Origin of the sequence: Mesorhizobium sp. M0983, from assembly GCF_040318975.1 — a bacterium.
Classification (GTDB): Bacteria; Pseudomonadota; Alphaproteobacteria; order Rhizobiales; family Rhizobiaceae; genus Mesorhizobium.
The window spans coordinates 17799-40860 of the sequence record NZ_JAMYNH010000006.1 but is presented as its reverse complement, the minus strand read 5'-3'; the positions used below and the strand labels follow the sequence as shown (position 1 = coordinate 40860).

Annotated in this window: 20 protein-coding genes and 2 pseudogenes; 6 read left to right on the top strand and 16 right to left on the bottom strand. The window is 59.9% G+C overall.

What is annotated here, in order from left to right; translation table 11 throughout:
- Position 1: 1 nt before the first annotated feature.
- The 6 genes from asnB to NKH71_RS13280 all read right to left on the bottom strand — a co-directional run bounded on the left by asnB (position 2) and on the right by NKH71_RS13280 (position 7410).
- A complete protein-coding gene (gene asnB / locus NKH71_RS13305; protein ID WP_023718566.1) occupies positions 2 to 1999 on the bottom strand; it encodes an asparagine synthase (glutamine-hydrolyzing) in 1998 nt (665 codons plus the stop codon).
- Between the two features lie 4 nt (positions 2000 to 2003).
- The gene (locus NKH71_RS13300) at positions 2004 to 3260 is read right to left on the bottom strand and encodes an O-antigen ligase family protein (protein ID WP_352790753.1); all 1257 of its coding nucleotides are present in this window, start codon (positions 3258 to 3260) and stop codon (positions 2004 to 2006) included.
- Complete coding sequence (locus NKH71_RS13295) at positions 3257 to 4480, bottom strand: glycosyltransferase family 4 protein (RefSeq protein WP_031193856.1); 1224 nt, start codon at positions 4478 to 4480, stop codon at positions 3257 to 3259. Before NKH71_RS13295 ends, NKH71_RS13300 begins: the two co-directional genes overlap by 4 nt.
- A 337-nt stretch (positions 4481 to 4817) precedes the next feature.
- Positions 4818 to 5051, bottom strand: a complete 234-nt coding sequence (locus NKH71_RS13290; protein WP_084642590.1) for a Trm112 family protein — start codon at positions 5049 to 5051, stop codon at positions 4818 to 4820.
- Between the two features lie 278 nt (positions 5052 to 5329).
- A complete protein-coding gene (locus NKH71_RS13285) occupies positions 5330 to 6610 on the bottom strand; it encodes a hypothetical protein (RefSeq protein WP_352790751.1) in 1281 nt (426 codons plus the stop codon).
- Between the two features lie 89 nt (positions 6611 to 6699).
- Positions 6700 to 7410: an AAA family ATPase gene (locus NKH71_RS13280; RefSeq protein ID WP_023718570.1), complete on the bottom strand. Its 711-nt coding sequence runs from the start codon at positions 7408 to 7410 to the stop codon at positions 6700 to 6702.
- 428 nt (positions 7411 to 7838) lie between these two features.
- On the opposite strand from NKH71_RS13280, the gene NKH71_RS13275 reads away from it, so the two are divergent.
- The 3 genes from NKH71_RS13275 (at position 7839) to NKH71_RS13265 (ending at position 12402) form a co-directional block, all read left to right on the top strand.
- Entirely contained in the window at positions 7839 to 8687 is an 849-nt protein-coding gene (locus NKH71_RS13275) for a class I SAM-dependent methyltransferase (protein WP_084642592.1), read from the top strand.
- 58 nt (positions 8688 to 8745) lie between these two features.
- Positions 8746 to 9861, top strand: a complete 1116-nt coding sequence (locus NKH71_RS13270; RefSeq protein WP_023718572.1) for an acyltransferase family protein — start codon at positions 8746 to 8748, stop codon at positions 9859 to 9861.
- A gap of 381 nt (positions 9862 to 10242) precedes the next feature.
- Positions 10243 to 12402 (top strand): calcium-binding protein, encoded by a 2160-nt coding sequence (locus tag NKH71_RS13265; RefSeq protein WP_352494506.1) that lies wholly within the window; start codon positions 10243 to 10245, stop codon positions 12400 to 12402.
- A gap of 167 nt (positions 12403 to 12569) precedes the next feature.
- On the opposite strand, the gene NKH71_RS13260 is transcribed toward NKH71_RS13265, so the two are convergent.
- From NKH71_RS13260 to NKH71_RS13245, 4 genes and pseudogenes are all read right to left on the bottom strand, one after another.
- The gene (locus NKH71_RS13260) at positions 12570 to 12839 is read right to left on the bottom strand and encodes an aldo/keto reductase (RefSeq protein ID WP_352895114.1); all 270 of its coding nucleotides are present in this window, start codon (positions 12837 to 12839) and stop codon (positions 12570 to 12572) included.
- Between the two features lie 83 nt (positions 12840 to 12922).
- A pseudogene (locus NKH71_RS13255) lies at positions 12923 to 13123 on the bottom strand (aldo/keto reductase); the annotation flags it as partial.
- The gene (locus tag NKH71_RS13250; RefSeq protein WP_352790748.1) at positions 13081 to 13551 is read right to left on the bottom strand and encodes an aldo/keto reductase; all 471 of its coding nucleotides are present in this window, start codon (positions 13549 to 13551) and stop codon (positions 13081 to 13083) included. The gene NKH71_RS13250 and the pseudogene NKH71_RS13255, both read right to left, overlap by 43 nt.
- A 10-nt stretch (positions 13552 to 13561) precedes the next feature.
- Positions 13562 to 13717: a YjiS-like domain-containing protein gene (locus tag NKH71_RS13245; protein ID WP_352494508.1), complete on the bottom strand. Its 156-nt coding sequence runs from the start codon at positions 13715 to 13717 to the stop codon at positions 13562 to 13564.
- Between NKH71_RS13245 and NKH71_RS13240 the strand changes: the two are divergent.
- Positions 13716 to 14057: pseudogene (locus tag NKH71_RS13240) on the top strand (hypothetical protein); the annotation flags it as partial. The gene NKH71_RS13245 and the pseudogene NKH71_RS13240 sit on opposite strands and share 2 nt — an antisense overlap.
- On the opposite strand, the gene NKH71_RS13235 reads toward NKH71_RS13240, so the two are convergent.
- The 3 genes from NKH71_RS13235 to NKH71_RS13225 form a co-directional block, all read right to left on the bottom strand.
- The gene (locus NKH71_RS13235) at positions 13940 to 14743 is read right to left on the bottom strand and encodes an ABC transporter permease (protein ID WP_352790746.1); all 804 of its coding nucleotides are present in this window, start codon (positions 14741 to 14743) and stop codon (positions 13940 to 13942) included. The pseudogene NKH71_RS13240 and the gene NKH71_RS13235 sit on opposite strands and share 118 nt — an antisense overlap.
- Positions 14744 to 14751: 8 nt before the next feature.
- Positions 14752 to 16263 (bottom strand): sugar ABC transporter ATP-binding protein, encoded by a 1512-nt coding sequence (locus tag NKH71_RS13230; RefSeq protein WP_352494510.1) that lies wholly within the window; start codon positions 16261 to 16263, stop codon positions 14752 to 14754.
- An 81-nt stretch (positions 16264 to 16344) separates the two neighbouring features.
- Complete coding sequence (locus NKH71_RS13225) at positions 16345 to 17424, bottom strand: substrate-binding domain-containing protein (protein WP_352790744.1); 1080 nt, start codon at positions 17422 to 17424, stop codon at positions 16345 to 16347.
- 322 nt (positions 17425 to 17746) lie between these two features.
- Between NKH71_RS13225 and NKH71_RS13220 the strand changes: the two genes are divergently transcribed.
- A complete protein-coding gene (locus NKH71_RS13220) occupies positions 17747 to 18397 on the top strand; it encodes an SGNH/GDSL hydrolase family protein (protein ID WP_023675551.1) in 651 nt (216 codons plus the stop codon).
- 57 nt (positions 18398 to 18454) lie between these two features.
- Complete coding sequence (locus NKH71_RS13215; RefSeq protein WP_352790743.1) at positions 18455 to 19549, top strand: ROK family transcriptional regulator; 1095 nt, start codon at positions 18455 to 18457, stop codon at positions 19547 to 19549.
- 363 nt (positions 19550 to 19912) lie between these two features.
- Here the strand turns inward: NKH71_RS13215 and NKH71_RS13205 are convergent, their stop codons facing one another.
- The 3 genes from NKH71_RS13205 to NKH71_RS13195 all read right to left on the bottom strand — a co-directional run bounded on the left by NKH71_RS13205 (position 19913) and on the right by NKH71_RS13195 (position 22810).
- Positions 19913 to 20917: a substrate-binding domain-containing protein gene (locus NKH71_RS13205; protein ID WP_352494514.1), complete on the bottom strand. Its 1005-nt coding sequence runs from the start codon at positions 20915 to 20917 to the stop codon at positions 19913 to 19915.
- A 62-nt stretch (positions 20918 to 20979) separates the two neighbouring features.
- Positions 20980 to 22005 (bottom strand): ABC transporter permease, encoded by a 1026-nt coding sequence (locus NKH71_RS13200; protein WP_502895039.1) that lies wholly within the window; start codon positions 22003 to 22005, stop codon positions 20980 to 20982.
- Between the two features lie 55 nt (positions 22006 to 22060).
- Positions 22061 to 22810: an ATP-binding cassette domain-containing protein gene (locus NKH71_RS13195; RefSeq protein ID WP_023718614.1), complete on the bottom strand. Its 750-nt coding sequence runs from the start codon at positions 22808 to 22810 to the stop codon at positions 22061 to 22063.
- Positions 22811 to 23062: the final 252 nt, after the last annotated feature.

Sequence of the window (23062 nt, the reverse complement as noted above, 5' to 3'; positions counted from 1 at the left end):
CTTATACTCCTGTCAGTTCGAGCACTGTAGACATGCCCGTTGCCGGCCCTGGGGGCCGCCCGGCCTCGTTGCGCCAGGCCTGGAACATCAATGCGGGCCACAAATCACGAGAATGGTCCTGTCTTCCGTCAAGGTGGTCGCGCCAGCACATCGCGACCTTCGCAAAGTCGAAGATCCCATCTCCGGAGAGGCGCATATCGGCGACCAGATCGCTGGCCCAGTCGCGCAACGGGCCTCTCAGCCAGACCGCTATGGGAACATCGAAACCCTGCTTCGGCCGGTCGATCAGCCGTTGCGGAAGATAGCGGCTCAGCAACTGACGAAGTATCCACTTGCCTTTGCCATTGCGAACCTTCGCATGTGCGGGCAGCCGCCAAGCGAATTCGACAACCCGATGGTCGAGAAGCGGGCACCGGCCCTCGAGGCTGTTGGCCATGCTGGCACGGTCCAACTTCACCAGTATATCGTCGGGCAGGTAGCCGGCCATGTCGTCGTACAAGAGACGGGACAGCAGGCCATCAAGCCGGGGTGACTCTTGAATTGATGTGGGCGGCTTGTGGAGTGTGAGGCTCTCGGTCGATACTCCGGTCAGCCGTTGATACAATTCGTCCTCATCTGCTGCGGCGAGCAGCCGAGCGAGGCGGTGCAGCCGATCGCTCCGCAGCGCGAGCCGTGCACTCGCCGAAAGCGGCAGCTTGCTGACGAGATCGTAGCGCGCCGCACGGGCCAGCAATTCGACCCCTGCAGCAAGCGTGTGACGCAGCGGCGACGGCAGCGCATGCTGTCGTTTCAACCGCGCCGCCATGAAGTGGCGGGCGTAACCGGCGAAGCATTCATCGCCACCGTCGCCTGACAGGGCCACGGTAACATGCTGGCGGGCGAGCCGCGCCACCAGCAAAGTTGGTATCTGCGATTCGTCGGCGAACGGCTCGTCCCAGATCTGCGGCAATTCTGGAATGACCTCGCGCGCAGCGGCGGCCGAAAGGTGTAGTTCAGTATGATTGGTGCCCAGATGCCGCGCAACCTCCGCGGCGTGGGGAGCCTCATCAAACCCGCCTTCTCCGAAAGCAATCGTGAATGTGCGCACCGGCTTCGGCGACTGAGCCTGCATCAGCGCCACAACGGCGGAGCTGTCGATGCCACCAGACAGAAAGGCACCCAGCGGCACATCGGCTACCATGCGTTCCCGAACGGCAAGTCGCAGCAGGTCGTCGAGTTCGTCGGTCAGTTCTTCGTCGGTGCCGGCGATTGGATTCAGTCGACCGTTCGCGGCGACTTCAGGCAGCGACCACCAGTGTCGGACGCGTTGCGAAAGGGATGCGGCACTGCGCGCCTCGGCAAAATCTGCCGCCGTCACAGACAGAACCGAGCCAGGAGGTAACTTGAATACGCCTTGCCAGATGCAACTGTTACCCGGCACCCATCCCTTCGAAAGCATCGTCGCAGCCGCGTCGAGATCGAGCTCCTGACAGAACCCTGGAAAACGATTGATCGCCTTCAACTCGGAGGCAAAAACAAGCGCATCGCGTGTTGCAGCAACATAGAGCGGCTTTTTGCCCATTCGGTCGCGGGCGAGATGGAGGGTCCTGGTCTTCAGATCCCACAATCCAAATGCGAACATGCCAGCGAGGCGCGTCAGTGCGGTGTCGAGACCCCAACTCTCGATTGCGCACAGCATGACTTCGGTATCGCTGGCGCCACGGAACCGATGGCCAGCGCCTTCAAGTTCGCGGCGCAGATCGCGGAAATTGTAGATCTCGCCGTTGAACGTAATGGCATATCGGCCACTTGCCGAATGCATTGGTTGGCGTCCCGCCTCCGATAGATCGACGATAGCCAAACGCCTGTGGCCGAAGGCGATGCCGGCTTCACGGTTGACCCAGAAGCCTTCACCATCAGGCCCGCGATGACGAAGGCCCGTCGTCATCTGCCCTATGGCCGTGAGCGGCCTGGCACTGGCTGCATCGGGTGCAAGGAGAATTCCGGCAATCCCACACATGCCATCACCTCCGGTCGCTCGAGGTTGCCGAAACCGTTTGCGGCGTTCCGGCAACAAGGCAAATGGTCAGCGCAAACCACACGATTGGATGGCGGATGATCAGATGTGGCATCCCGAAGATAACGATCGACACGACGAGCACGAACAGGGCATCGAGCTTTGCACGCCATGCGCATAAAGCCGCCGCGCCGACAATCCAGGCCAGGGCTAGGACTGCAATCAAACCACCTTGAGTGTATAGATCGAGAATCGTGTTGTGAGCCTCGAAAGGCCGGGGCAGAAACTGGCTGTAGGAAATGGGCGGGCGCTCCAGATGCGGCCCAGGACCAAGGCCCAGGGATCCTGACGTCAGGCCCTTGCCCAATGCATCTCCCCAGAGATGGAGGCGAAGTGCGGCGGTTTCGGCGGTCGCGTCGCCGCCCTTGTCCTTGGTGAGACTTAAGGCGAACTGTTCGACGCTGCCCGCTTCCGTGAGAATGTAGGGCGTCATCGACAAGGCCAACGGAAGGAAGCCAATCATCAACAGGAGGGTAACTTGCCGGGAAAAGCTGGCCTTGCCGTCACCGGTTGCGAGCCATGTCCGAACCCGCAGCCCAAGAAATATCAGGCAGGCCAGGACCGTCGTGTACAGATAGGTATCACTCTTCGTCAGCCTTCCGATATAGATGGTCAGGATAAGGCTGCTGAGCCCGGCCAATCTCGCCCACGGATTGCTAGTGGTCGTCGCAAGATGCAAGGCGAATGGGCCAAAGAGTGCACAATAGAGCGCGAGCTGGTTCGGGTTCTCGGACCAGCCGCGGAAGCGATCCCAGTACCACGGATCGACGCCGGATTGGTGGATCCAACCCCATCCAAGTGCCAGCTGAACAATAAAGCCTGCATTCGCGATCGCGACCACCCACCACGCAGTACTGCGCAGATGACGATCAGCCTCGGGCTCCGCGGCGGCTAGGCAGGTGACGCAGATCAGCAGCAGGTAGGCTATCATATCGTGCATCACCACCGACAGGTACAGCACCGTGGTCAGATAGCCGACGATGGTGCCAATCCCCAGAGCAAGCGTCATGATCAGCCAGAAGCCCGCGACACGGATCAGGGCGGGCCTGACTACCAAGTGACCGCCGGCGAGCACCCGGCCGATCGACAGCATGACCCAAAGCGCGAGAAACAGCTCGCCATAGCCGAGCGGCACTCCCGGAATGGTGAGCTGCGCCGCATAGGACATCGCAACGCCGCAGGCCAGCAACGCGTCGCGGATCATCGGCGCGCTCCACCCAATGCGCGGTTTACAGCAGCCTCTTCAAGCAACGCCGGCGACGCCGGTCGAGCGAAGCCGCCATGGGATTTGGCGCTAAGGACATTGTCGTAGAGATCACAATATTGCTCGACCACCCAGGGCAGCGAGAACTGCGTCCGGACCAGCTCGACAGAGCGAGCGCCCATGGTCCTTCCTTTCCGGCGGTCGGACAAGACGTCTATAATTCGACACGCAAGGCTGTTCGGATCGTGCGGTGGGACGAGATGGCCGTTCCATCCGTCTTCGACCACCTCATTGCAGCCAGGCATCCTTGAGGCGACGATAGGCAATCCTGCCAGCCCTGCCTCCAGCAGGACGCGCGGAATCCCTTCGCGGTATTGTGTCGGAAAGGCGAACAGATCGGCCATGCCAAGCAGGGCAGGAACGTCGCGTCGTGGGCCCAAGGCGATGACATGGGGCGCATGTCGATCAATCTCCGCCTTGTCCACCGCAAATGGGCCCTCGGATTCCAATGGCCCGACAAGCACGAAACGGGCATCGGGCCTTTCAGCCAAAATGCGAGGGACTGCCTTGAGGAGTGTCGGGATGCCTTTCTGGCGAGTTAGCCGGCCGACAAAAATTACGATCTCGGCGGATTGGAGCCCAAGCTCCTCGCGCATTTTCATCGCCGACGGGCCAAGATGCCTTGCCATGGCGAACGCATCGACGTCGATTCCAGAACTGCGGATCACTCGTCCGCTGCCACGTATGATCAGTCGGTAGCGTTCAAAGAATGACTGATCGTCCCGATTTTGGAACACCGTAGCGGCCGTCCATAAGGACGAAAGCCATTGCAGTCCGCAAAAGATTGGGCGCAGGGCCAGGGCGCGCGGTTCCAGGGACGAGAACGTCCAGCCCAGACCGTTGATTGTGCGCACGACTGGAACGCTCCCGCGCACCGCAAGTGGCGTCACCAGGTTGGGCTTGGTGTCGAAGCTTTGGATAATATCCGGCCGGAGTTCCGCCATCAGCTTTCGAATGGTTTTGATGGCGGCCCATTCCCCGCTGCTGCTGGAAAAGCGGTCGAAACCGTAGCTGCGATGCGGAATGCCATGCCGCAGGAATGCGGCTTCACCGCCGCTCGAAACCGCAGTAACCTGGAATCCCTTCTCTCGCAGCGACATCAGGAAGGGGATTCGCAGGGCGTGATCCTCGCCTCCAACACACACGAGGTGCGGATTCATCCTGCGTCTCCTGACCGTTCGCCGTAGCCCGATCGCGCGAAGTGGCCGGCCGTTGAATTTGCTTTCATAGTGTTGGTTTCGTTACCCATCACGCCCAAGATCACGGTAGGGGCAGGCCTTGCCACTGTCCTCGTCTGTTTGAATGACACACACCGTGTCCCGGAAACGGATCGCCGTGCCCAGCCGGTTCAGGTAGCCGCGCGTTGCATCAAAAAGGTCGGCACTGCCCAGATGCCCGAGCACGGAGTGGTCTGTTGACAAACGGCTCGCGCTCCGCGGCACTTTCCTGTCTTGGTGCTGGTTGCCGTCGGAATGCCGCCTAATTTGCGCGGCTAGCTCATCCTCTGGATGCGCGAAGTTTGACCACGCGGGAGATGATCGCCCGTGCCTCCGATGCTAGCAGGATCGGAATGCCGTCGCGTACCGGGTAGGCAAGTCCTGCGCTCTTCGATACGAGTTCGTCGCGATCCCCATCCCAGGCAAGTGAGCCTTTGGTCACTGGGCATACTAACCGTTTCAACAACTCAGGATTGAAAGAGGCATTCTCTTCGGCTCGCCTATCCGCATCCATCTGCTATTCCTTTCTCGGCTCCGACGCGAGCGTCTTTCGCACAAAAGCCATCACCCGACGTTCGAGTCATTTCTGTAAATCGTAGAGTTCCGGCAAGTGTCATAAGCCTTGCAAACTGCACTTTCACGGTAGGTGCAGGCTTGGCCACCTGTCGTCGTCTGTTTGAATGAATTGACATTGGACGGAGCTGCGTGGCGGCGAAGTTGGAGGTGAGGTGTTGAACGGACAATGGGTAAGCACGATCGGAGACAACCGTGATAGGTGGCCGGAAGGTTTCGTTATTGAAGACCGCTCGCGGTTAATGCTCTCGAGCCAGTGTTTGACCGTTCCGGCCAGTCAATACGGGCGACGAAATCGTAAACCGGACCGCCGGGTACTCCCCAATTGCTTGACCAGACCACCTGTGAACCGTCTGGGGACGGCGAGGCGTGGGTCTCACTCCAGTAGTCGAATGGAGCGTTCTTCGTCTGCACAACACGTCGAACCTCTCCGCTGCCGTCGATGCGCAGCGCGATGACTTCCCGCGCATACGGCGCCCAATTCGGATATTTCGATACTTCGTCCGGGTCGCCGGAATAGCTAAGGAACACCCAACCCGGCCTGTCCAGTGACCTGAGCGATGCATGCTGTGCTTCGCCATATCTCATCAGCGAGGTGACTTTCCCATCTGACAGCCTTCGCTTGATCACCTGGAATATGTCCGGATCGGATTTACTGATCCCCACATAGATTTCGCTGCCGTCGGCATCGACCGTCATGTCCCCATGGCCAGGCCGATGATGCTCGGTCCATTTTTGGCGCAGAACGCCGTCAACCGAAAAGATGAACGTCTGTTCAGTTTCGTCTTTTAGGTACTGAATGCATAAGATGTTGACGCCTAGCGGCGAGATTGAGCAGGCGCTGTTGGTCCCGACAAGCTGTGCGAGATCGATTTCCGGAAACTTCCGCCGCTGTTTGAGATCGTAGGCAAAGACGACCGCTTTGCCGTCCCCGCGAACCGCGCGCACGGCTATACGGCTGCCGTCACGGCTCGGATTCCCTTTATAAGGGCCGAACTGGAGATCGCTACTGTCAGTCGAAACAAACAGGACCTCCTCATGATTGGTGCGTGGCGCCCACGTCGAGATTTTCCGACCACCGACGCAGATCATCAGGTCGGGATCGCGAGGGTGCCATTCGCATTCGATCGATCGAACACGGCGAAAAAGCGGAGCGTAGGTGCGCCCATCCAGGAAGCATAAGCCGCCGCAGCCGTTGCTGATGACAAGAAGGCTCTGATCCGAATTCCAGGCCTGAGCGCTCGAATAGCGGTGGCTGCAATATTTGCTCCCGCATGCGATGCCGGCGCCGAGGATTCCGGGTTTGGTTATTCGCGTGAAAGTTGTGCCAAATGCCGCATCCTTCGCCGGGTGCAGGTAATCAGGCAGGTCCATGGCCACCGGCGCGACGAACTTTGTCGATGCCACATCCTCTTCACTCACCGCTCCGCGCAGATCTATGGATGTCGCGCTGGCAGCTAGCGTCAACGCCAAGACAATTTGGTAGCGAAAAAAGCGCATGTCGTGTCAACTCACGCGGTTCCGTCTCAATAGTTCGATTTCCGTTTTTATTGGACACCTTCTTCTCGGCGCTTCAAAACCGTATCTCTCTAAGCTTCAACCCTTTTAAATTTCGCCCGCGCCGCGCCAAACTTGTCAATTACTCCACGCGCTATTATTTCGGTGGCGGCAGCGAGCCCGTCTGAATCTAAGCTTTCAACGCAAGTTGTCGGTACCGGGAACGATCCAAGTTGTTCCTCGATAAGATTAACGTGGTCGATATGATCAAGACTGCTCTGCAGATCAACTTCGAGGAACTTCTGAATGATGCCGAGATTACGCCGGCGTTCCCTCAACCGCGCCTCTAGAATCTCTCGTGGCGCCTGCAATCGGACAAGCAGGTCCGGTTTGGGTAGAAGCTCGAGGGCGCACGACACCCTTTCACGATCCGTTATGCCGCTGAACAAAACCAGCGAGCACACGAATTGCACCATACCCTGGTCAAAAATTGAGATCGTGTCCTTGGACGCTATTGCCGCGCGCCAGGCTTGTAGAAGAGCTTCAAGATGCCAGTTCAGACGAGCCGCCCACAGCTCATTCTTGGGTGGAAGGATCTTAAGCACTTCTGCACCGAGAGAACGCTGTCCAATCCACTTTGAATGCAAGCCGGAGACTAGTTTGAAGGCGGCTCTTCTAACCGGGTGTCGACGGTCGCCGGTCTGCAAAACAACAGAGTAGCCCTGAGCTCGCAGAACGTGCACCAGCTCGCACGCCAACGTCGTCTTACCAGCACCGGACGGCCCAAATAGCTCCAAGATCATCTTTCAATCCAGACTGAGGGAAGCCTTCCGGCAGTGATGTTATGTCCATTTGCTGAAGCGAACGCCCATCTCTTCCCGGGATGTCTAGCCGACGAGCCAGGAATTCGCGCCATCCGTATGAATGACGGTGTGGTCACGTTAGGATATCGACGAAGGCCATAATCGTGAACGGAAGGAGTGCGTTTCGGTCACTATCCTTCCCGATTGCCTTCCATCCGTTTGCCGTTCCGTCCCCGACAGGGCTGTGCAGTAGCCCAATGCCCCAGCGCACCTCCACGGGGCTCAGTAGTCATAAGTTCGGCATGTCTCATCCGTTCGGGGGATGCGAGATACCCAGCCATCTGGAAACCTTACCTCTGCGATGGCCCCACCCAGAACTGATCTTTTGCCGCCTTTATCGCCAATAGAACAGCTTGGTGGGGCATCCAATGAATAGGTTGGACAAAAAATCTTCGATTCCATCTCAGGAGAAATCGTATGAAAGCGGGCAGATGAGCGAGGACCTCAAGTCATATCCGTCAGCAGGGGCTACAGCCGCTATGCCTACTAGTTACGACGCCGAAGTCGCGGCCGCGGCCTATGATCTCCCAACAAAGCAGAGATATCAGGATCCGAGCTTTGCGAGCTGGTACCTGGACGGATATGCAGGCCGCTTGAAGCTGTCTACAATTGCATCCTACGTCATTGCGCGACGGGAGCAGCGCTGCATCGCCAAGGCGCTGGAGAGGTGCAGCCCGCCTCCATCTCAGGTGCTCGATATCCCATGCGGAACCGGGAAGCTGGCTGGCGTGCTGGGCCGGCATGATTGTCAGGTGCTGGCTGCAGACATTTCAATGGAAATGATGGCCCTGGCTAAGTCAGCATATGAAGGTCAGTCCGGATTTCGGGGATTCATCCGATGTGACGTGACGCAACTGCCGTTCGCTGACGAAAGCTTTGACACGGTGGTCTGTCTTCGCCTCATCCATCTTATCCCGCCACATCTCAGGCGCGACATTATCATGGAGCTCGCGCGCGTTGCCAGCCGCCGTCTGATCGTATCCTACGGCGTTGGCACCCGCCTCCAGAGAATGCGACTAAGGCTGCGGAAGATAATCACCGGAAGGCTGTCGGCGCCTCATCCCGTCAATCTTAACGTTGCACGACAGGATTTCGCAGAGGCGGGGCTCGAGCTGGTACGCTCTTTCAGCGTCCTCCGGTTCCTGTCCTGCGAGCAGCTGTTCGTACTTGAGAAGGTAAAGGCGTGGCCTGCCGCCGGTTTGCAGCCTTCGCGTTAGCACTGGCATTGCGGATCAAGCCGCTGATGGGTGTCAAAAGCTGAAACGGCGACGGGAGATGGCTGTGGAACCGGCAGGCAAAGCCATTCCGGCGCGCATGGCATCACTCGACCTGCTGCGCTTGGCCGCAGCCCTCGCGGTCGTGCTCTATCATTATCTTTTTGGCGGCGCGATCGCCGGAAGTCTCGATGTAGAATATCCTGCCGCAGCACCTTACGCCATCTATGGCTATCTCGGCGTCAATCTGTTTTTCCTGATCAGCGGTTTCGTCATCGCGTGGTCGGCCGAAGGTCGAACCTGGCAGGAATTCGCGGTCGCCCGCTTCGCCCGGCTTTATCCCGGATTCCTTGTCTGCATGACCGCAACTTTTGTTGTTCTCGTCGTCGCCAAAGACCAGCGTTTTCCGACCGATATTGCGACCTATGTAGCCAATCTCTCTATGTTCGCCCGCCTCTTCGGCAGACCATCCATGGATGGGGCCTACTGGTCGATCATGCTCGAGATCCTGTTCTACGGCTGGGTTGCAGTGCTGATTTTTGCGGGTGCCTTTCAGCGCTGGAAAATACCTATCGCTGCCATCTGGCTCGCAATTTCGGCAAGCAACGAGTTCTTCTTTGAGAACACGGTGATACGCATTCTCTTTATTACAAACTATGCGCCTTTGTTTGCCGCCGGCATCCTCGCGGAAGACATCGTTGCAAGGGGCCGTTCGCCGGCTGCGTTCCTGCTTCTTGCCGTCGCATTCCTGGTGTCTTGCCAGACCATAATCTTCTCTCACAACTGGATGCATGAGCACTTTGGCGCTGCCATTTCGTATCCTGCTCTCCTCGCCGCCAATATAGTGATCTACGGAGTCTTCTCTGGCGCGATACTGCTCCGCTCGGTGATTGCTCCATCCAAGGTTGTCATGATGCTCGGAGGATTGACTTATCCGCTGTATCTTTTGCATCAGTATATTGGCTACATCTCGCTTAACGCGCTGGCGCCGCATGTCGGAAAGAACGCCGCATTCTTCGTTGTCTTTGCCGGGACTCTTCTTGCCTCTTTTCTCGTCTGGCGCTTCATCGAGACGCCGGTACGCAAGCCGCTCGTTCGCGCTCTGGTGTCTGGGATATATCGCCTTGCACCAGCCTCGCAGCCAATCCGGCCAACCTCGTCCGCACGAACATCGTGATCAGAGGCGCTCGGCGGGTGTCCCAGAAAGATTCGCGTTAATCGCGAAACACCGGGGTATCCGGGCTTGGCACGCTGTACGGCACGCTGGATGTGTCCCGCTTCCGGTTTCATTGACGGCTCAGCCGATTCCCCAGCACCCCGCATGACGAGGCTTCAAGAGCAGCGAAGCGCACTCCAAATAGCGCACGCCAGGTCCGGCACATGGCGCAAGACTCTCTTGCGACCTGGCACCGCATCGAAGGGCTTATCGGGGAGAAGGTCGCACTGTGTGTATCAACTTACGATCAAAGTTTCTCTCACGGGGTGCCGGTATGTGATTTGGCGCTAATATACGCAGTCTGTAGGTAGGGCGCTGTCGAAACAGAAAAAGGAATATTGGATGACAACTCTGCATTACACGTCAGGTGGATCGGGCACGGAAATTGCTCAAGCCGGATTCAATCTGGCTGACGTTTCATCCGTTGACCAACTCAATGCGCTGCCGGACGGTATGAAAGGCATGGTCTATCTGAACGAAACCGACGGAGTAACCTCCTCCTTTGTCGACAAGGTCACGCCCTTCATCGGTAATCCAAAGCTGTTCGGATTCTTCCTGGTTGACGAGCCGGATCCCACCGGCCAATGGGGTACCTACGCCTCTGCCGCAAATCTGAAGGCAGAATCCGACTGGATTCATTCCAATGTGCCGGATGCCAAGACCTATATCACGATGATGAGCCTGGGGACGTCGGCGAATCCAGATTTTTCGAACACCTACAATCCCGCCAGTACGGGTATCGATTACTACGGCGTGGATGTCTATCCTGTCCGCACGGATGGCGCGGTCGACTACAACATGATCGACAAATTCGTCGCCGCCGCTCAGGCATCGGGCATCCCGACGAGCCAGATCATTCCAGGCTACCAGACGTTTGGAGGTGGCGACTATAACACCGACATGGGTGGCAAATATGTCGTGCCCACCGCCACCCAGATGGAAACCATGATGGACCACTGGGCCAAGCTGGTTCCGTCACCCGCCTTCGACTACGCATACGCCTGGGGTTCGCAGCGAGGCGACACAGCGTTGGAGAGCTCTTCGGAACTGCAGGCCGTTTTCCGGGAACACAATCTCAACACTGGAGGGACTGCTCCTTCCGAAGCCGCGGCTACTGATCCCAGTTCTACGGCGAGCATCCCTTCCGAAGCCACCACCGGCGATAGCGCCTCGACTGCCACGGCTCCGTCCGAGGCCACCCCCAACGATAGCGCCTCGACTGCCACCGCCCCGTCCGAGGCCACCCCCAGCGATAGCGCCTCGACTGCCACGGCCCCGTCCGAGGCCACCACCGGCGATAGCGCCTCGACTGCCCCTGCCGAGGCCACCACCGGCGATGGCACCCCGACTGCCACGGCCCCGTCCGAGGCTACCCCCAGCGACAGCACCTCGACTGCCACGGCCCCGTCCGGGGCCACCCCCAGCGACAGCACCTCGACTGCCACCGCCCCTTCCGGGGCCATCACCGGCGATAGCAGCTCGACTGCGACTGCCCCTGCCGAGACCACTACCGGCGATAGCAATCATAGCAAGACCGCGCTTTCGCACCTCCTCGCTGGCAATAGCAGTTCGACCGACACCGCCGCCTCCACAAGCGATGGTAGTGATAGCAAGACCGCGCTTTCGCATCTCCTCGCCGGCAATGGCCGTTCGACTGATACCGCCGCTTCCAGCGCCACCACAAGCGATGGCAGTCATGGCAAGACCGCGCTTTCGCCCTTCCTCGCCAGCGACGGCAGTTCGACTGCTACCGCCGCTTCGGGCACCACCACCAGCGATGGCAGTCATGGCAAGACCGCGCTTTCGCACCTCCTCGCCGGCAATGGCAGTTCGACTGATACCACCGCTTCCGGCGCCACCATCAGCGATAGCAGTCATGGCAAGACCGCGCTCTCGCACCTCCTCGCTGGCAATGGCAGTTCGACTGATACCGCCGCTTCCGGCGCCACCACAAGCGATGGCAGTGATAGCAAGACCGCGCTTTCGCACCTCCTTGCCAGCGACGGCAGTTCGACTGACACCACCCACGATAATGCCGGCGACAAGGTAAGCGAGGGCAGCAGCGTTGACCGCATATTGGCTGCGTTGAACCATTCTCTTTCGGCCGGCTCGGAGCTTCTCCCGACCAACGACCCGTCCGACACAACGGCAACCAGCCTGGTTCGCCACGGGTTCGCGCAGACCGTCCAGCCCGATGAAAATGTCGGCGCCCAGGCAAAAAATGGCGCCGCCGAGATCATGTCCGGCCACGGAGGCAACGACGCCTTCGACTTCAGCAAGCTCCAGGACAAGCTCCACCTCGATCAACCCGCTCTTACCGAGCTTAAGTCGGGCGGGCTTTCATTGCATGCTTCCTCTGCTGATACGGCCGCCGATGATGGTTCCCACCACATCATCTTTGACAGTACAACCGGATCGCTCTCTATCGACAGCGATGAAGTCGGCGGCGCAGCTCAAGCGCAGCTCGCTACCCATTTCCCGTGGCAGCATCAGTCTTTGTGATCTGAAAACCCGGAGTGGCGGACCTTCAAATGGAGTCGGGTCCGCCGCTCCGTCTTTGTTCAATTGCGCCACGGAAGCTTGGCCAAGGGAAGATAAGATACCGGCGGACATCGGAGAGATCGAAGTTGGTCGGCATCATCACCAATGCGAATTTCGGATTCGCAACACTAAGCGGTCTCGGCAATTTTCAGCACGGCGTCGATCTCGGCCATCACCGCTGCCGGCAGCGGCCCTCTTTCCAGCGCACCGAGATTGTCCGCGACCTGCTCGGGCCGCGTGAAGCCGGGAACCGGCAAGGCGATTGCCGACTTGGCGAGGATCCAGCCGAGCGCACCCTGCGCAAGCGTGCGTCCGCCCGAGGTGAGCAGGTCGCGGATTGCCGAGAGCCTTGACAGTACTGCGGGTTGGCGGCGCCATCCCTGAAAAACACCATCCAATCGGCATTCCCGCCGCGCACGTCATCGGTGGGCAGCCTCATGGCCGGCGTGTATTTGCCGGTGAGCAGTCCCATTGCCAGCGGCAGCCGGCTGAACGAGACGAGGTGCTCGCGCGCCGCAACGGCCATCAGCTCGTTCGCCGGGGTAAACACATTGAAGTCGTTCTCTACGGCGACGAAACCCTCGCGCGGCGCGTAGGCCGCAAGCCGTTCGCAGTGATCGGTGCTCCAGCCGAAGCCGCCTATCTTGCCCTCCTGGCGCAACAGGCCGAGCGTATCGAACACCTCGCCGCGCGTTCGATCGGATATTCGTTGATGTGTAGCAGCACGACGTCGATAAAATCGCGCTGCAGGCGCTGCCGCGAATTGTCGATCGATGTCCGGATCGCCGCGGCAGAGGCATCCTCGGGAGCGATCTTGCGCGTTTCGGGATCGCCGAAATAGCCGACCTTGGTGACGATGACGGCTTCGTCCTTACCCTTCAACGCCCGCCCGAGGATTAGTTCGGCATTGCCGGCGCCATAGGCGGCAGCCGTGTCGAACACCCGCGCGCCGATGTCATAGGCCATCGCCAGCGCGGCTTGCGACCTGATATCGTCGACCTCGCCATAGATTGTCGCCGTGTCGCGCCAGCGCGCGGCACCCCCCGCTGCCCAGGTGCCGATCCCGATGCGCGGCACCGATCGACCATCCCAAAGCTCCATCATCTCCATGCCCGTTTCCTCAACGGCGCAGGCTGGCATGGCGGGCACGCTCGCGGATCTCATCGCGGGAAATGCCAGCATCCACCAGTGTGCTGTCCGGGGCCTGCCTCAAGCTCGCAAGCGTCTGGCGATAGGCAATCCAGCGGGTGAAACGGTATCGAAGTTCATACAACATGGTCGTCTCCTTTGGCGCGCAGAATGCCCGCGCGCCTGGGTTGATCGAAAGCGCAAAGCATCTGCGCGAATCGCATGCTCGATCGAAAAGATGGCGCTCGCTTCTTGGCCAGCCGAGGCGCTTATCCCTGTCCCGTCAGGCAAGATTATCCAACGCCTCCAATTCCTGCATACTTGCGCGCGATGCCCGCTTCGCGCTACAGCCACGGTCGCAAGGAGTTTTTCATTTCTGCAAAATGGATATTGGCTGGGACGATCTGAGGTTGTTTCTCGACGTTGCGCGGCTGGGTGGCTTGAGCGCAGCGACGGGAACCACGCGCCTCAGCGCAGCCACCCTTGGACGACGCGTCACCGCGCTCGAAAAGCAGATTGGCGAACCGCTGTTGCGACGGTCGGAGACGCCGAAGTTGCGGGCCGCACTCTCGGCGCCGGACGCGATGCCGCCGCCGATCGCGAACAGATGCAGCCCGTACCGCGATCCGTAGAGCAGTTTCCAGCCCACCAGGATCACGACGATCCCCCAGAAAACCGGATAGGGAATGCCGAGGAAACTGCCGGAAACGGCAGCGATGACGATTTCCGGCACGGTGCCGCCGGAGACGGGACGTAAGATGCGCGTGATGCCAAGCACGATATACTGCGTCGACAGCGTCGCGATGATCGGATGGACGTTGAAGCGGGTGATCGCCAGGCCGTTGATCAACCCGATGAACGCGGCCAGCAGAAAGACCGCCGGGATCAGCACGATCGCCGGCTGGTCCAGCGCCAGCACCGCCGTCGTGAAGCTGATGACCGAGCCGACCGACAGGTCGAGCCCGCCGATCAGCACGACGATGAGCTGTCCGAGCGCCGCGATGATCAGCGGCATCGCCTGGGCAACCAGGTTGAAAAGGTTTTCGGCCGTGGCGAACTGTGTCGTCTCGACGGTCAGCCACAGCGAAATGAGCAAGGCGACCAGCAGCGGCAGGCCCCACAGGCCCTGTCGTGTGTTCCGGCCACTCAGGATGTTGAACAGCGAATGATACATGGAAGCCCCTAATGCTGGCGCGTGGAGCCGCCCATCAGGGCCGCGTCGAGGATCTTGTGTTCCGTCGCCTGCGCCGCCGGCATTTCGGCAACGATGGTGTCGTGGTGGACGACGTAGATGCGGTCGCAGAGCCCAATCAACTCGATCGTCTCGCGCGACAGCACCAGCACCGCGCCGCCCTTGCGGGTGAAGTCGCGCAGCAGGTGGTAGATCTCCGACTTGGCGCCGATGTCGACGCCGCGGGTCGGCTCCTCCACCAGCAGAAGATCGAGATCCGCGGCGAGGTAGCGGCCGAGCAGAACCTTTTGCTGGTTGCCGCCCGATAGGGAGGCGACCGGAGCGGATGGACCTACCGCCTTTATGTTCATGACCTCCATCAAGCGGGCGATAACGCTTCGATAGGATCGCGCCGACGCAAGTTCGGATCGCCTCGAATGCAATCCGATGGCAATGTTGTGGGCGATCGGCAGGGCGAGAAAGAGCCCCTCTTCCTTGCGGTCTTCGGGAACGAAACCGACCTTCAGCTGCTGCAAATGGCGAACGCCTGATGATGTCGAGAGCGGCATCTTGAGCGCTTTGCCGTTGATGGAAATCGTCCCCGCAAAGGGATGGTAGCGGCCGATCAGCGATCTCAGGAAGCGCTGCTGGCCCTGCCCCTCCAGCCCTGCCAAAGCGACGATCTCACCCTTGTGCAAAGTCAGCGACAGCGGCTGCGATGTCTCGGTGATCCTGAGGTTTTCGACGCGCAGGATCTCGTCGCCCTTGTCGCCCGTGCGATCGGGAAAAAGGTCCTGGAGTTCGCGTCCGACCATCATGGCGATGAGTTCGTCGGTGGTGATCTCGGATACCACCCTGGTGCCGACCAGCGCGCCGTCCTTCAGCACCGTGACCGTGTCGCACAGCTCGAAGATCTCCTCCATGCGATGCGAGATGTAGACAACAGCCTTTCCCTTATCGCGCAGCCGGCGGATGTTGCGGTTGAGCACATCGACGTCGGCCGCGTTCAGCGCCGCCGTCGGCTCGTCCAGGATGAGCACGCTGGCGTCCGCCTGGATGCAATGCGCGATCTCGACGAATTGCCGCTCGGCGATCGTCAGGTTGGAGACGAGTTGTGATGGGTCGAGGGTGAGGCCGAGTTCGCCAAGCGCCTTGGCGGTCTGGCTGCTCATCTCGGGATAGTCGATCGAGCCGAACCGGGTCGTCGGCTCCCGGCCGAGAAACATGTTCTCTGCGATCGACAGATTGGGCAGCAGCGAGTGCTCCTGGAAAACGGTCGAAATGCCGGCATCCAGCGCGTCGCGCGGCGACTTCAGATCGAGCTTTTCCCCGTTCATGAAGATTTCGCCGGAATCGGGCTGATGCACGCCCGCCAGGATCTTCATGAGCGTCGATTTCCCGGCGCCGTTCTCCCCCATCAGGGCGTGGACGCTGCCCGCCTTCAGATCGAGGGAAACGGAGTGGAGCGCCTTGCTCCCTCCGAACGCCTTCGAAATGTGGGACATCTCGATAAGATTGGTCACGAAACCCTCGAACGAACCGGATTCGACAGATGGAACGGCCTGCGGGGAATGCTTGTCCACTCCCCGCCAGCCACGGCGCCGTCACTTCTTGCCGTAATATTCCTTGAGCTTGTCCTCCGGCAGTTCGCTCGGCCACCAGACATTGGCCGTCAAATCGTCGCGATAGTATTTGGCAGCCTTGTCCTTGTCCCAGCCGTCGGGGTTGTAGACATAGCGCTTGTAGAGCTGCTGACCCTCAAGCAGCGCAACAGCGGCGCGCACGCCGGCGGCGCCCTGGGCGGGGCTGTATTCGGGAGAGATCGACTTGAATCCGTCCGTGATCCACTGGCCGAAATAGCCATTGTTGCCCTCGCCCGAAATCGGTGGAATGGGCGTGCCGAACTGCTTGAAGACGTCGACGCAGGCGCGTGTCATGTCGGCGCCGGACGACCAGATGCCGTCGACCTGCGGATTGTTCAGATAGAGTGTCTCGCACAGCTTCTTGGCCTTGTCGTACTGCCAGTCGCCATGCTCCTCGGCGGTGATCTGCACATGCGTGCCCTTGAGCGATTCCAAGAGGCCGTTGTAGCGGTTAGTGTCTTCCGGATGGCCGGCCAGGCCACGCAGGACCCAGATCTTGCCGTTCTCGCCGACGGTCTTCACCAGCCAGTCGCCCATCACCTTGCCGAAATGTTCAGCGCCGCCCTGGATTTCGGTGGTGTAGGCATCGGAATCGATGCGGCCGGTATGAAGAATGACGGGGATGCCGGCGGCGACCGCCTTGGCGATGCTGGCGTTGGCCGATGTGCTGGTCACCGGCTGAACGATGATCGCGTCGACATGTTGCGCGATCAGATCCTCGATATCGGCCACCTGCTTCTTCTGGTCGAAGCCGGCATCGAGCAGGATGAACTTCGAGATGCGCTTGTCCTTTGCTGCGGCATTTTCCGCCTCGTGCGCCACCTGCACGGTCCAGGTGTTTGCGTTGACGCCGAAGTCGCTCATTCCGATGACCCAGGGCGGGTCCTTCTTGAACGCACCGGCCGCGGTCATGCGCGTGTCGTCGGGGCGCGGCGCGACGCCGTCCATCAGCTTGACATCTTCCGCATGCGCCAGGGATGTTACGGCAAGCGCTGATACAACGAGCACTCCCAGACTGACGGTTTTCAGCAATCCTAACATTGAATTCTCCTCCTTGTGGTTGCCCCGGCCGTACGAATGCGTACGGCCGCGAGACGCTCTCCCAATGCACGCTCGTCGTCGCAAACCGACCGATGCACGCAATTCTCCCGCCCCCGAACACATGCGTGTCGAGGTCCAACCTGGGCTGGACGATGATGACGGTTGAGAACTCCTCCGGGCACTTTAGAAGCACAGCGGATTCGGCCTGTCAATAGTTAGTCATGTTGAATGACTATTCCCTTGCTTGCCTTTCACCGCTCCTCTATCCATCATGAATGGCGCTCGCCGGCTTCGGCGCGCTGTCAGTCCCGGCGGGAAAAACATGCGATCAGTATTGTGCTACGGCGACTCCAACACGCACGGCCAGATCCCCGGCAGGGGGCCGCTCGAGCGCTATGGTCCCGATGAGCGTTGGCCGGGGATACTGCGTGCACAGCTGGGGGCCGATTGGTATGTCATCGAGGAAGGATTGAGCGGTCGCACCACCGTCCATGACGATCCGATCGAGGGAGCACACAAGAACGGCCGAACCTATCTTCGCCCTTGCCTGCAGAGCCATGCGACGCTCGACCTCGTCATCATCATGCTCGGCACTAACGACCTGAAGATCCGCTTCAACAAGCCGCCGTCGGAAGTGGCGATGGGAATCGGCTGCCTCGTTTACGACATCAAGGAGCTGGCGCCAGGTCCGGGCGGCACCACGCCCGAAATCATGATCGTGGCGCCGCCGCCGATGCAGGACGACGTCAAGGAATGGAAGTCCATCTTCGCCGGCGCGCCGGAGAAATCGCGCCTGCTGGCGCTCGAGTTCGAGGTTCTGGCGGACTCGCTCGAACTGCACTTTTTCGATGCCGGCTCGGTGGTATCCTGCAGCGAAGCGGACGGGTTTCACATCGATGCCGAAGCCCACAGATTGCTGGGCACGGAGCTGGCCCGCGCGGTCGACGCCATCGGCTGGAGCCGCTCGACATGAGCAACCAAACCGCTGCCAGGCAACGCGCTCTTACCGACGGGGAGACCCTTGCCTGACATGAGATTCGCACCACCCAATCCCTTGCGCATCGCGGATCGTGCGAGCGGGCTGAATGCGTTGAGCGTCCGCAGCTACAATGAGCGGCTGGTGCTATCGTTGCTGCTTCAGAACGAAGGCATTTCGCGGATGGAAATCGGCGAGAAGACCGGCCTGTCGGCGCAGACGGCCTCGGTCATCGTCCGCTCGCTCGTGCAGGAAGGCCTGGTCTCGCAGGGCGAGGCGCAGCGCGGCCGCGTCGGGCCGCCCACCATCCCGCTTTCGCTCGATCCGGAGGGCGCCTATGCGGTCGGCGTCGGCTTCAGCCGGCGCAGGATCGACATCGCGCTCATCGACTTCATCGGCACCGTGCGCTTCCACAAGCAGCTGCCGGCGGATGAAGCCAATCCCTTTCCGCAAAGCAGCGATTTGCTGGGAGCGATCGGGCAGGCCATGACGAGCCTGCCGATCGAGGCGCGCGGCCGGGTCGCCGGCATCGGGCTGGCTGTTCCCGACGAAGTCGACGCCATGGCTGCAATCCGCAACGGATCGAGCACCTCCTTGAAGGCTCTGCAAGGCGAGATCGAAGAGCAGAGCAAGCTGCCGGTTTTCGTGCAGAACGACATCACCGCGGCAGCCGGCGGCGAGAGCATGTTCGGCGTCGCAAAGCCGCTGAACGACTATTTGTTCTTCTATCTCGGCGCGAGACTACAAAGCAGGCTTATCCTCAATCACCAGATCTACAAGGGAAACTCCAGCGCAAGCTTCGCTCATGGCCTTGTGCGCCTGGAGAGCGAACTGACCGAGCGCGGGCGCCCGTCCCAAATCATCTGGAGCAGCAACCCGGAGTGGCCTGATCTCGGAGAGGCCTACAGCGAATGGCTGGGGGAATGCTCCAATCGCCTGAAAGCGTCGATTTCGGCGCTGACCCAGTTTGTTGAGTTCAGGACGGTCGTCCTGTCCAGCTATGCGCCGCGGAAAATCGCCAAGGCGTTGTGCGCCGACATCAACCGCGAATTCGTCACCATCGAAGCGTTGCCGGCGCGGGTCACCATCAGCCCGAAGGCCGTGGGAGCGGCGAGCCTGCCGTTCAGCTCGCGCTTCATGATCCAGTGATTGTGCCCGAACCGCTCTGTCTAGCCGACCCAGGCGTTCGCCTCGCTTCTGCTAAAACAGCCTCACATTACCACTTAGGTTGTCCTCAAGGGCCGTTCGGAATTCCCGCTCGAATACCCCGGCATGGAGCGAGCGGGCGTTCGATGAGACCAAACCGGCCTTTGGTTGGCCCATGAGCGCCGCGGCTGCACCGGAGACGTCGTTGGAGTTCCGTCAAGCGATGGCGGCCCTTCCGGCATCTGTTTTCGTCGTGACGACGGCGGGTCGCGCTGGAAGGGCCGGCATGACAGCGACGGCCGTTTGCGGATCGGCCGTAGGTCGGCCATGAAATAGAAGGCGGGATGTCTCCCGCCCCCTTTTTTATTACTTCGCGATGCAGGTGGCGACCGTCTCCGGCGTGCAGACGTCGAGGCCGGTGTAGGTCGGATCGGTCGGAGCAGGCTTGCCGTCCTTCATGTCCTTGAGCGCAAACATCGTCTTGTAGCCCATTTCGAACGGACGCTGACCGACCTGGCCGAGGGAGTATCCTTCCTTCATCTGGTCAATCTGCGTGGGCAAGGTATCGGCAACGACAAGGGCCAGTTCCTTCTTGGCGATCTTGTCCTTGTAGGGATCGACCGCAGCACGGTTCGCGTCCGGGACAAATTGCGGGAAGCCGCCGGTCGGCACGAATGCGTCAAGGTTCGGCATCTTCGCCATGTAGTCCTGGAACTGCTGTACCGAAAGCGGAAAGTCGTCGTTTGTATAGAGCGGGCAGCCTGGCGCCTCGGTCCAGCCGTTCTGACCGGTCAAGGGATCGCCGGGCGAAGCGGCTGACTTGGTCCCGGAGAGCGTGTCGCGGATGCCCTGCATGCGCTCGTTATGGTTTGCTGCAGCTGCGCCACCCGACTGGATGCAGATGGTGCCGCCTTTCGGCTTGATCGTCTGCACGATCTTGGCGAGGTTCACGCCAATCTCGTAGTTGTGCGTTCCGACATAGGCGGCGCGCAGGTCCTTGTTCTCGGGCAGCACGTCCGCGTCCCAGGTCAGAACAGGAATACCAGCTTCCTTCGCGGCTTGCAGAGCGACGGCCATGGCTGCCGCGTTCGCCGGTGCAACGGCGATGCCATCGACCTTCTTGGCAACCAGATCCTGCACGATCTGAACCTGTTCCTCACCGCCACCGTGCTCGCCGGGTCCGATGTACATGCACTCGAATGCGCCGTTGGACTCGGCCTCTGCCTTCTTGCAGCCATCACGAGCCTGGTCGAAATATGGGTTGTTCATGTTCTTCGGCACCAGCGCGAATACGAGTTTCTGCTGGGCGTAGGCCTGCCCCGCCGTCAGGGCGGACGCGGCAACCGCCGCCGCCAAAAGATATTTCTTCATCGATGTTCCTCCGTTTGTTGTGTTCACCTCAGGATATTCCACCGGCATAAGCCGGCAGAGCTCTAGCCACGCTTGATGGTGAAGAAGGACTTCAGCGATTTGCCGGAAGTACCCAGACCCAGAAGCACAGCGAGAATTATGAAGATGCCGACAAAGGCACCCTGCCAGTTGGAATCGATGCCTGCCATCAATAGGGCGTTGCGGATGACCTCGAGGAAGGCCGACCCGATGACCGCGCCGAAGGCTGTGCCGTAGCCCCCCATCAGGTTTGCGCCGCCGATAACTGTGCCGGCGATGACGCGCAATTCATACCCGGTGCCGACGGCGTTGATCGCCGAACCGCTATAGCCAAGCAGCAGCAGGGATGCGATCGAGGCGCAGAAGGACGAGAAAACATACGCCTGGAACTTGATCCGATCGACGGGCACGCCCGTCATGCGTGCCGCATTCTCGTTACCGCCGATCGCGAACAGATGGCGGGCCCACGCGGTGAAGATGAATACCCAGCCGAGGGCTAGCGCCATGATCACCATCACCCAGAAATGGGACGAGAACTGCGGTATCCAGTAAGGAGCCCATCCCTCCAGCGAGTGCACCGGCCACTTCGCTTGGCCGATCGCTTTCACGATCGGCGCGTCAGGTCCGAATTGGTAGAGCATCTGGTTGCCTGACAGCACCACGGCAAGGGAACGAGCGATCGACAACATGCCGAGTGTGACCACGAAGGACGGCATGCCGATATAGGCGACGAAAAAGCCGTTGAACGCGCCGCAGGCAACTCCAGCGAGAAGGCCGGAGGCGAACGCCACGTACCAAGGATAATGCCAGGTCAGTAGAAGACCGGCCACGATGGCCACGAGGCCCATGACTGACCCAACGGAAAGATCGATCCCGCCCGTAATCAACACCACGGTCATGCCCAGGCCCATGATGGCGATCAGCGCGAAATTCCGGGTGATGTTGGTTGCGTTTTCGGCTGTGCCGAAGCTCGGTTCCAACACTGCCATAAACGCGACAAGGACGAAGAGCGCGACCGAGACCCAGAAGGCCTGGCTACTTCTCAACTTCTGAAGCGCAGTTTGTTCCATGATGCCGACGACGTCGGCAATCGAGGCGTGGCTTTCCTGGATCGCTTCGGGTTGACTAGGCTGCACGGATCGCTCCCGTGATTAGTCCGGTGATTTCTTCCGGAGATGTCTGAAGGGTGGGTTTGTCGGCAACCTTCGTTCCGCGCCGTAGAACGACGATGCGATCGCACACGGCAAAAACGTCTGGCATGCGGTGGCTAATCAGGATCACCGCGACACCGCGCGCTTTCATGCGCCGGATCAATTCCAGGACCTCAGCAACTTGGCGCACGGAAATCGCAGCGGTCGGTTCGTCCATAATGACGAGTCTGGCGTTGGACAAACGGGTCCGTGAAATCGCAATTGCCTGGCGCTGACCGCCCGACATTTTTTTTACGAGATCGCGTGGCCGCGTTTCTGACTTCAGTTCGCTGAACAGCTCCGCGGAGCGATCGATCATCGCCTGCTTATCGAGTATTCGGAAAGGCCAGATGCCCTTTTTGAGTTCTCGGCCTAGAAACACGTTCTGCGCGGCGGTTAGATTGTCCGCCAGCGCGAGATCCTGATACACGACCTCGATCCCCTCGGCGCGAGCATCGAGCGGCTTATGGAAGTGGCAGGCCTTGCCGCCGACTCTGATCTGCCCTTCGGTCGGGGGAAAATTTCCCGAAATCAGTTTGACCATTGTCGACTTGCCGGCGCCGTTGTCCCCCATCAGGCCGGCCACTTCACCGGGTTCGATCGAAAAGCTGACGTCGGACAGCGCGCGGATTGCTCCGAAGCTTTTGCCGACGCCCTGCACTTCAAGCAAAGACACGTGGTTCATCCTCCCGTGGACCGGCGGCTCTTGGAGTCTCGCCTCGCCTCATTTTGCAACGGAAATTGCATATGAAGTTCTTGTGCAACAATGCTTATTGCAGAGTTTTATAATTTGCAACAACTATTTTGATGTCAATTAACTAACTGTTTTTAATATGATATGTTTTTGCGCGACTTCATGCGGAATCGCTTTCAAGCGATTGCCCAATTGCGGCATCTGCTTTGTTGCAACGGTTTCCTGTTGCACCGGACTGACAGA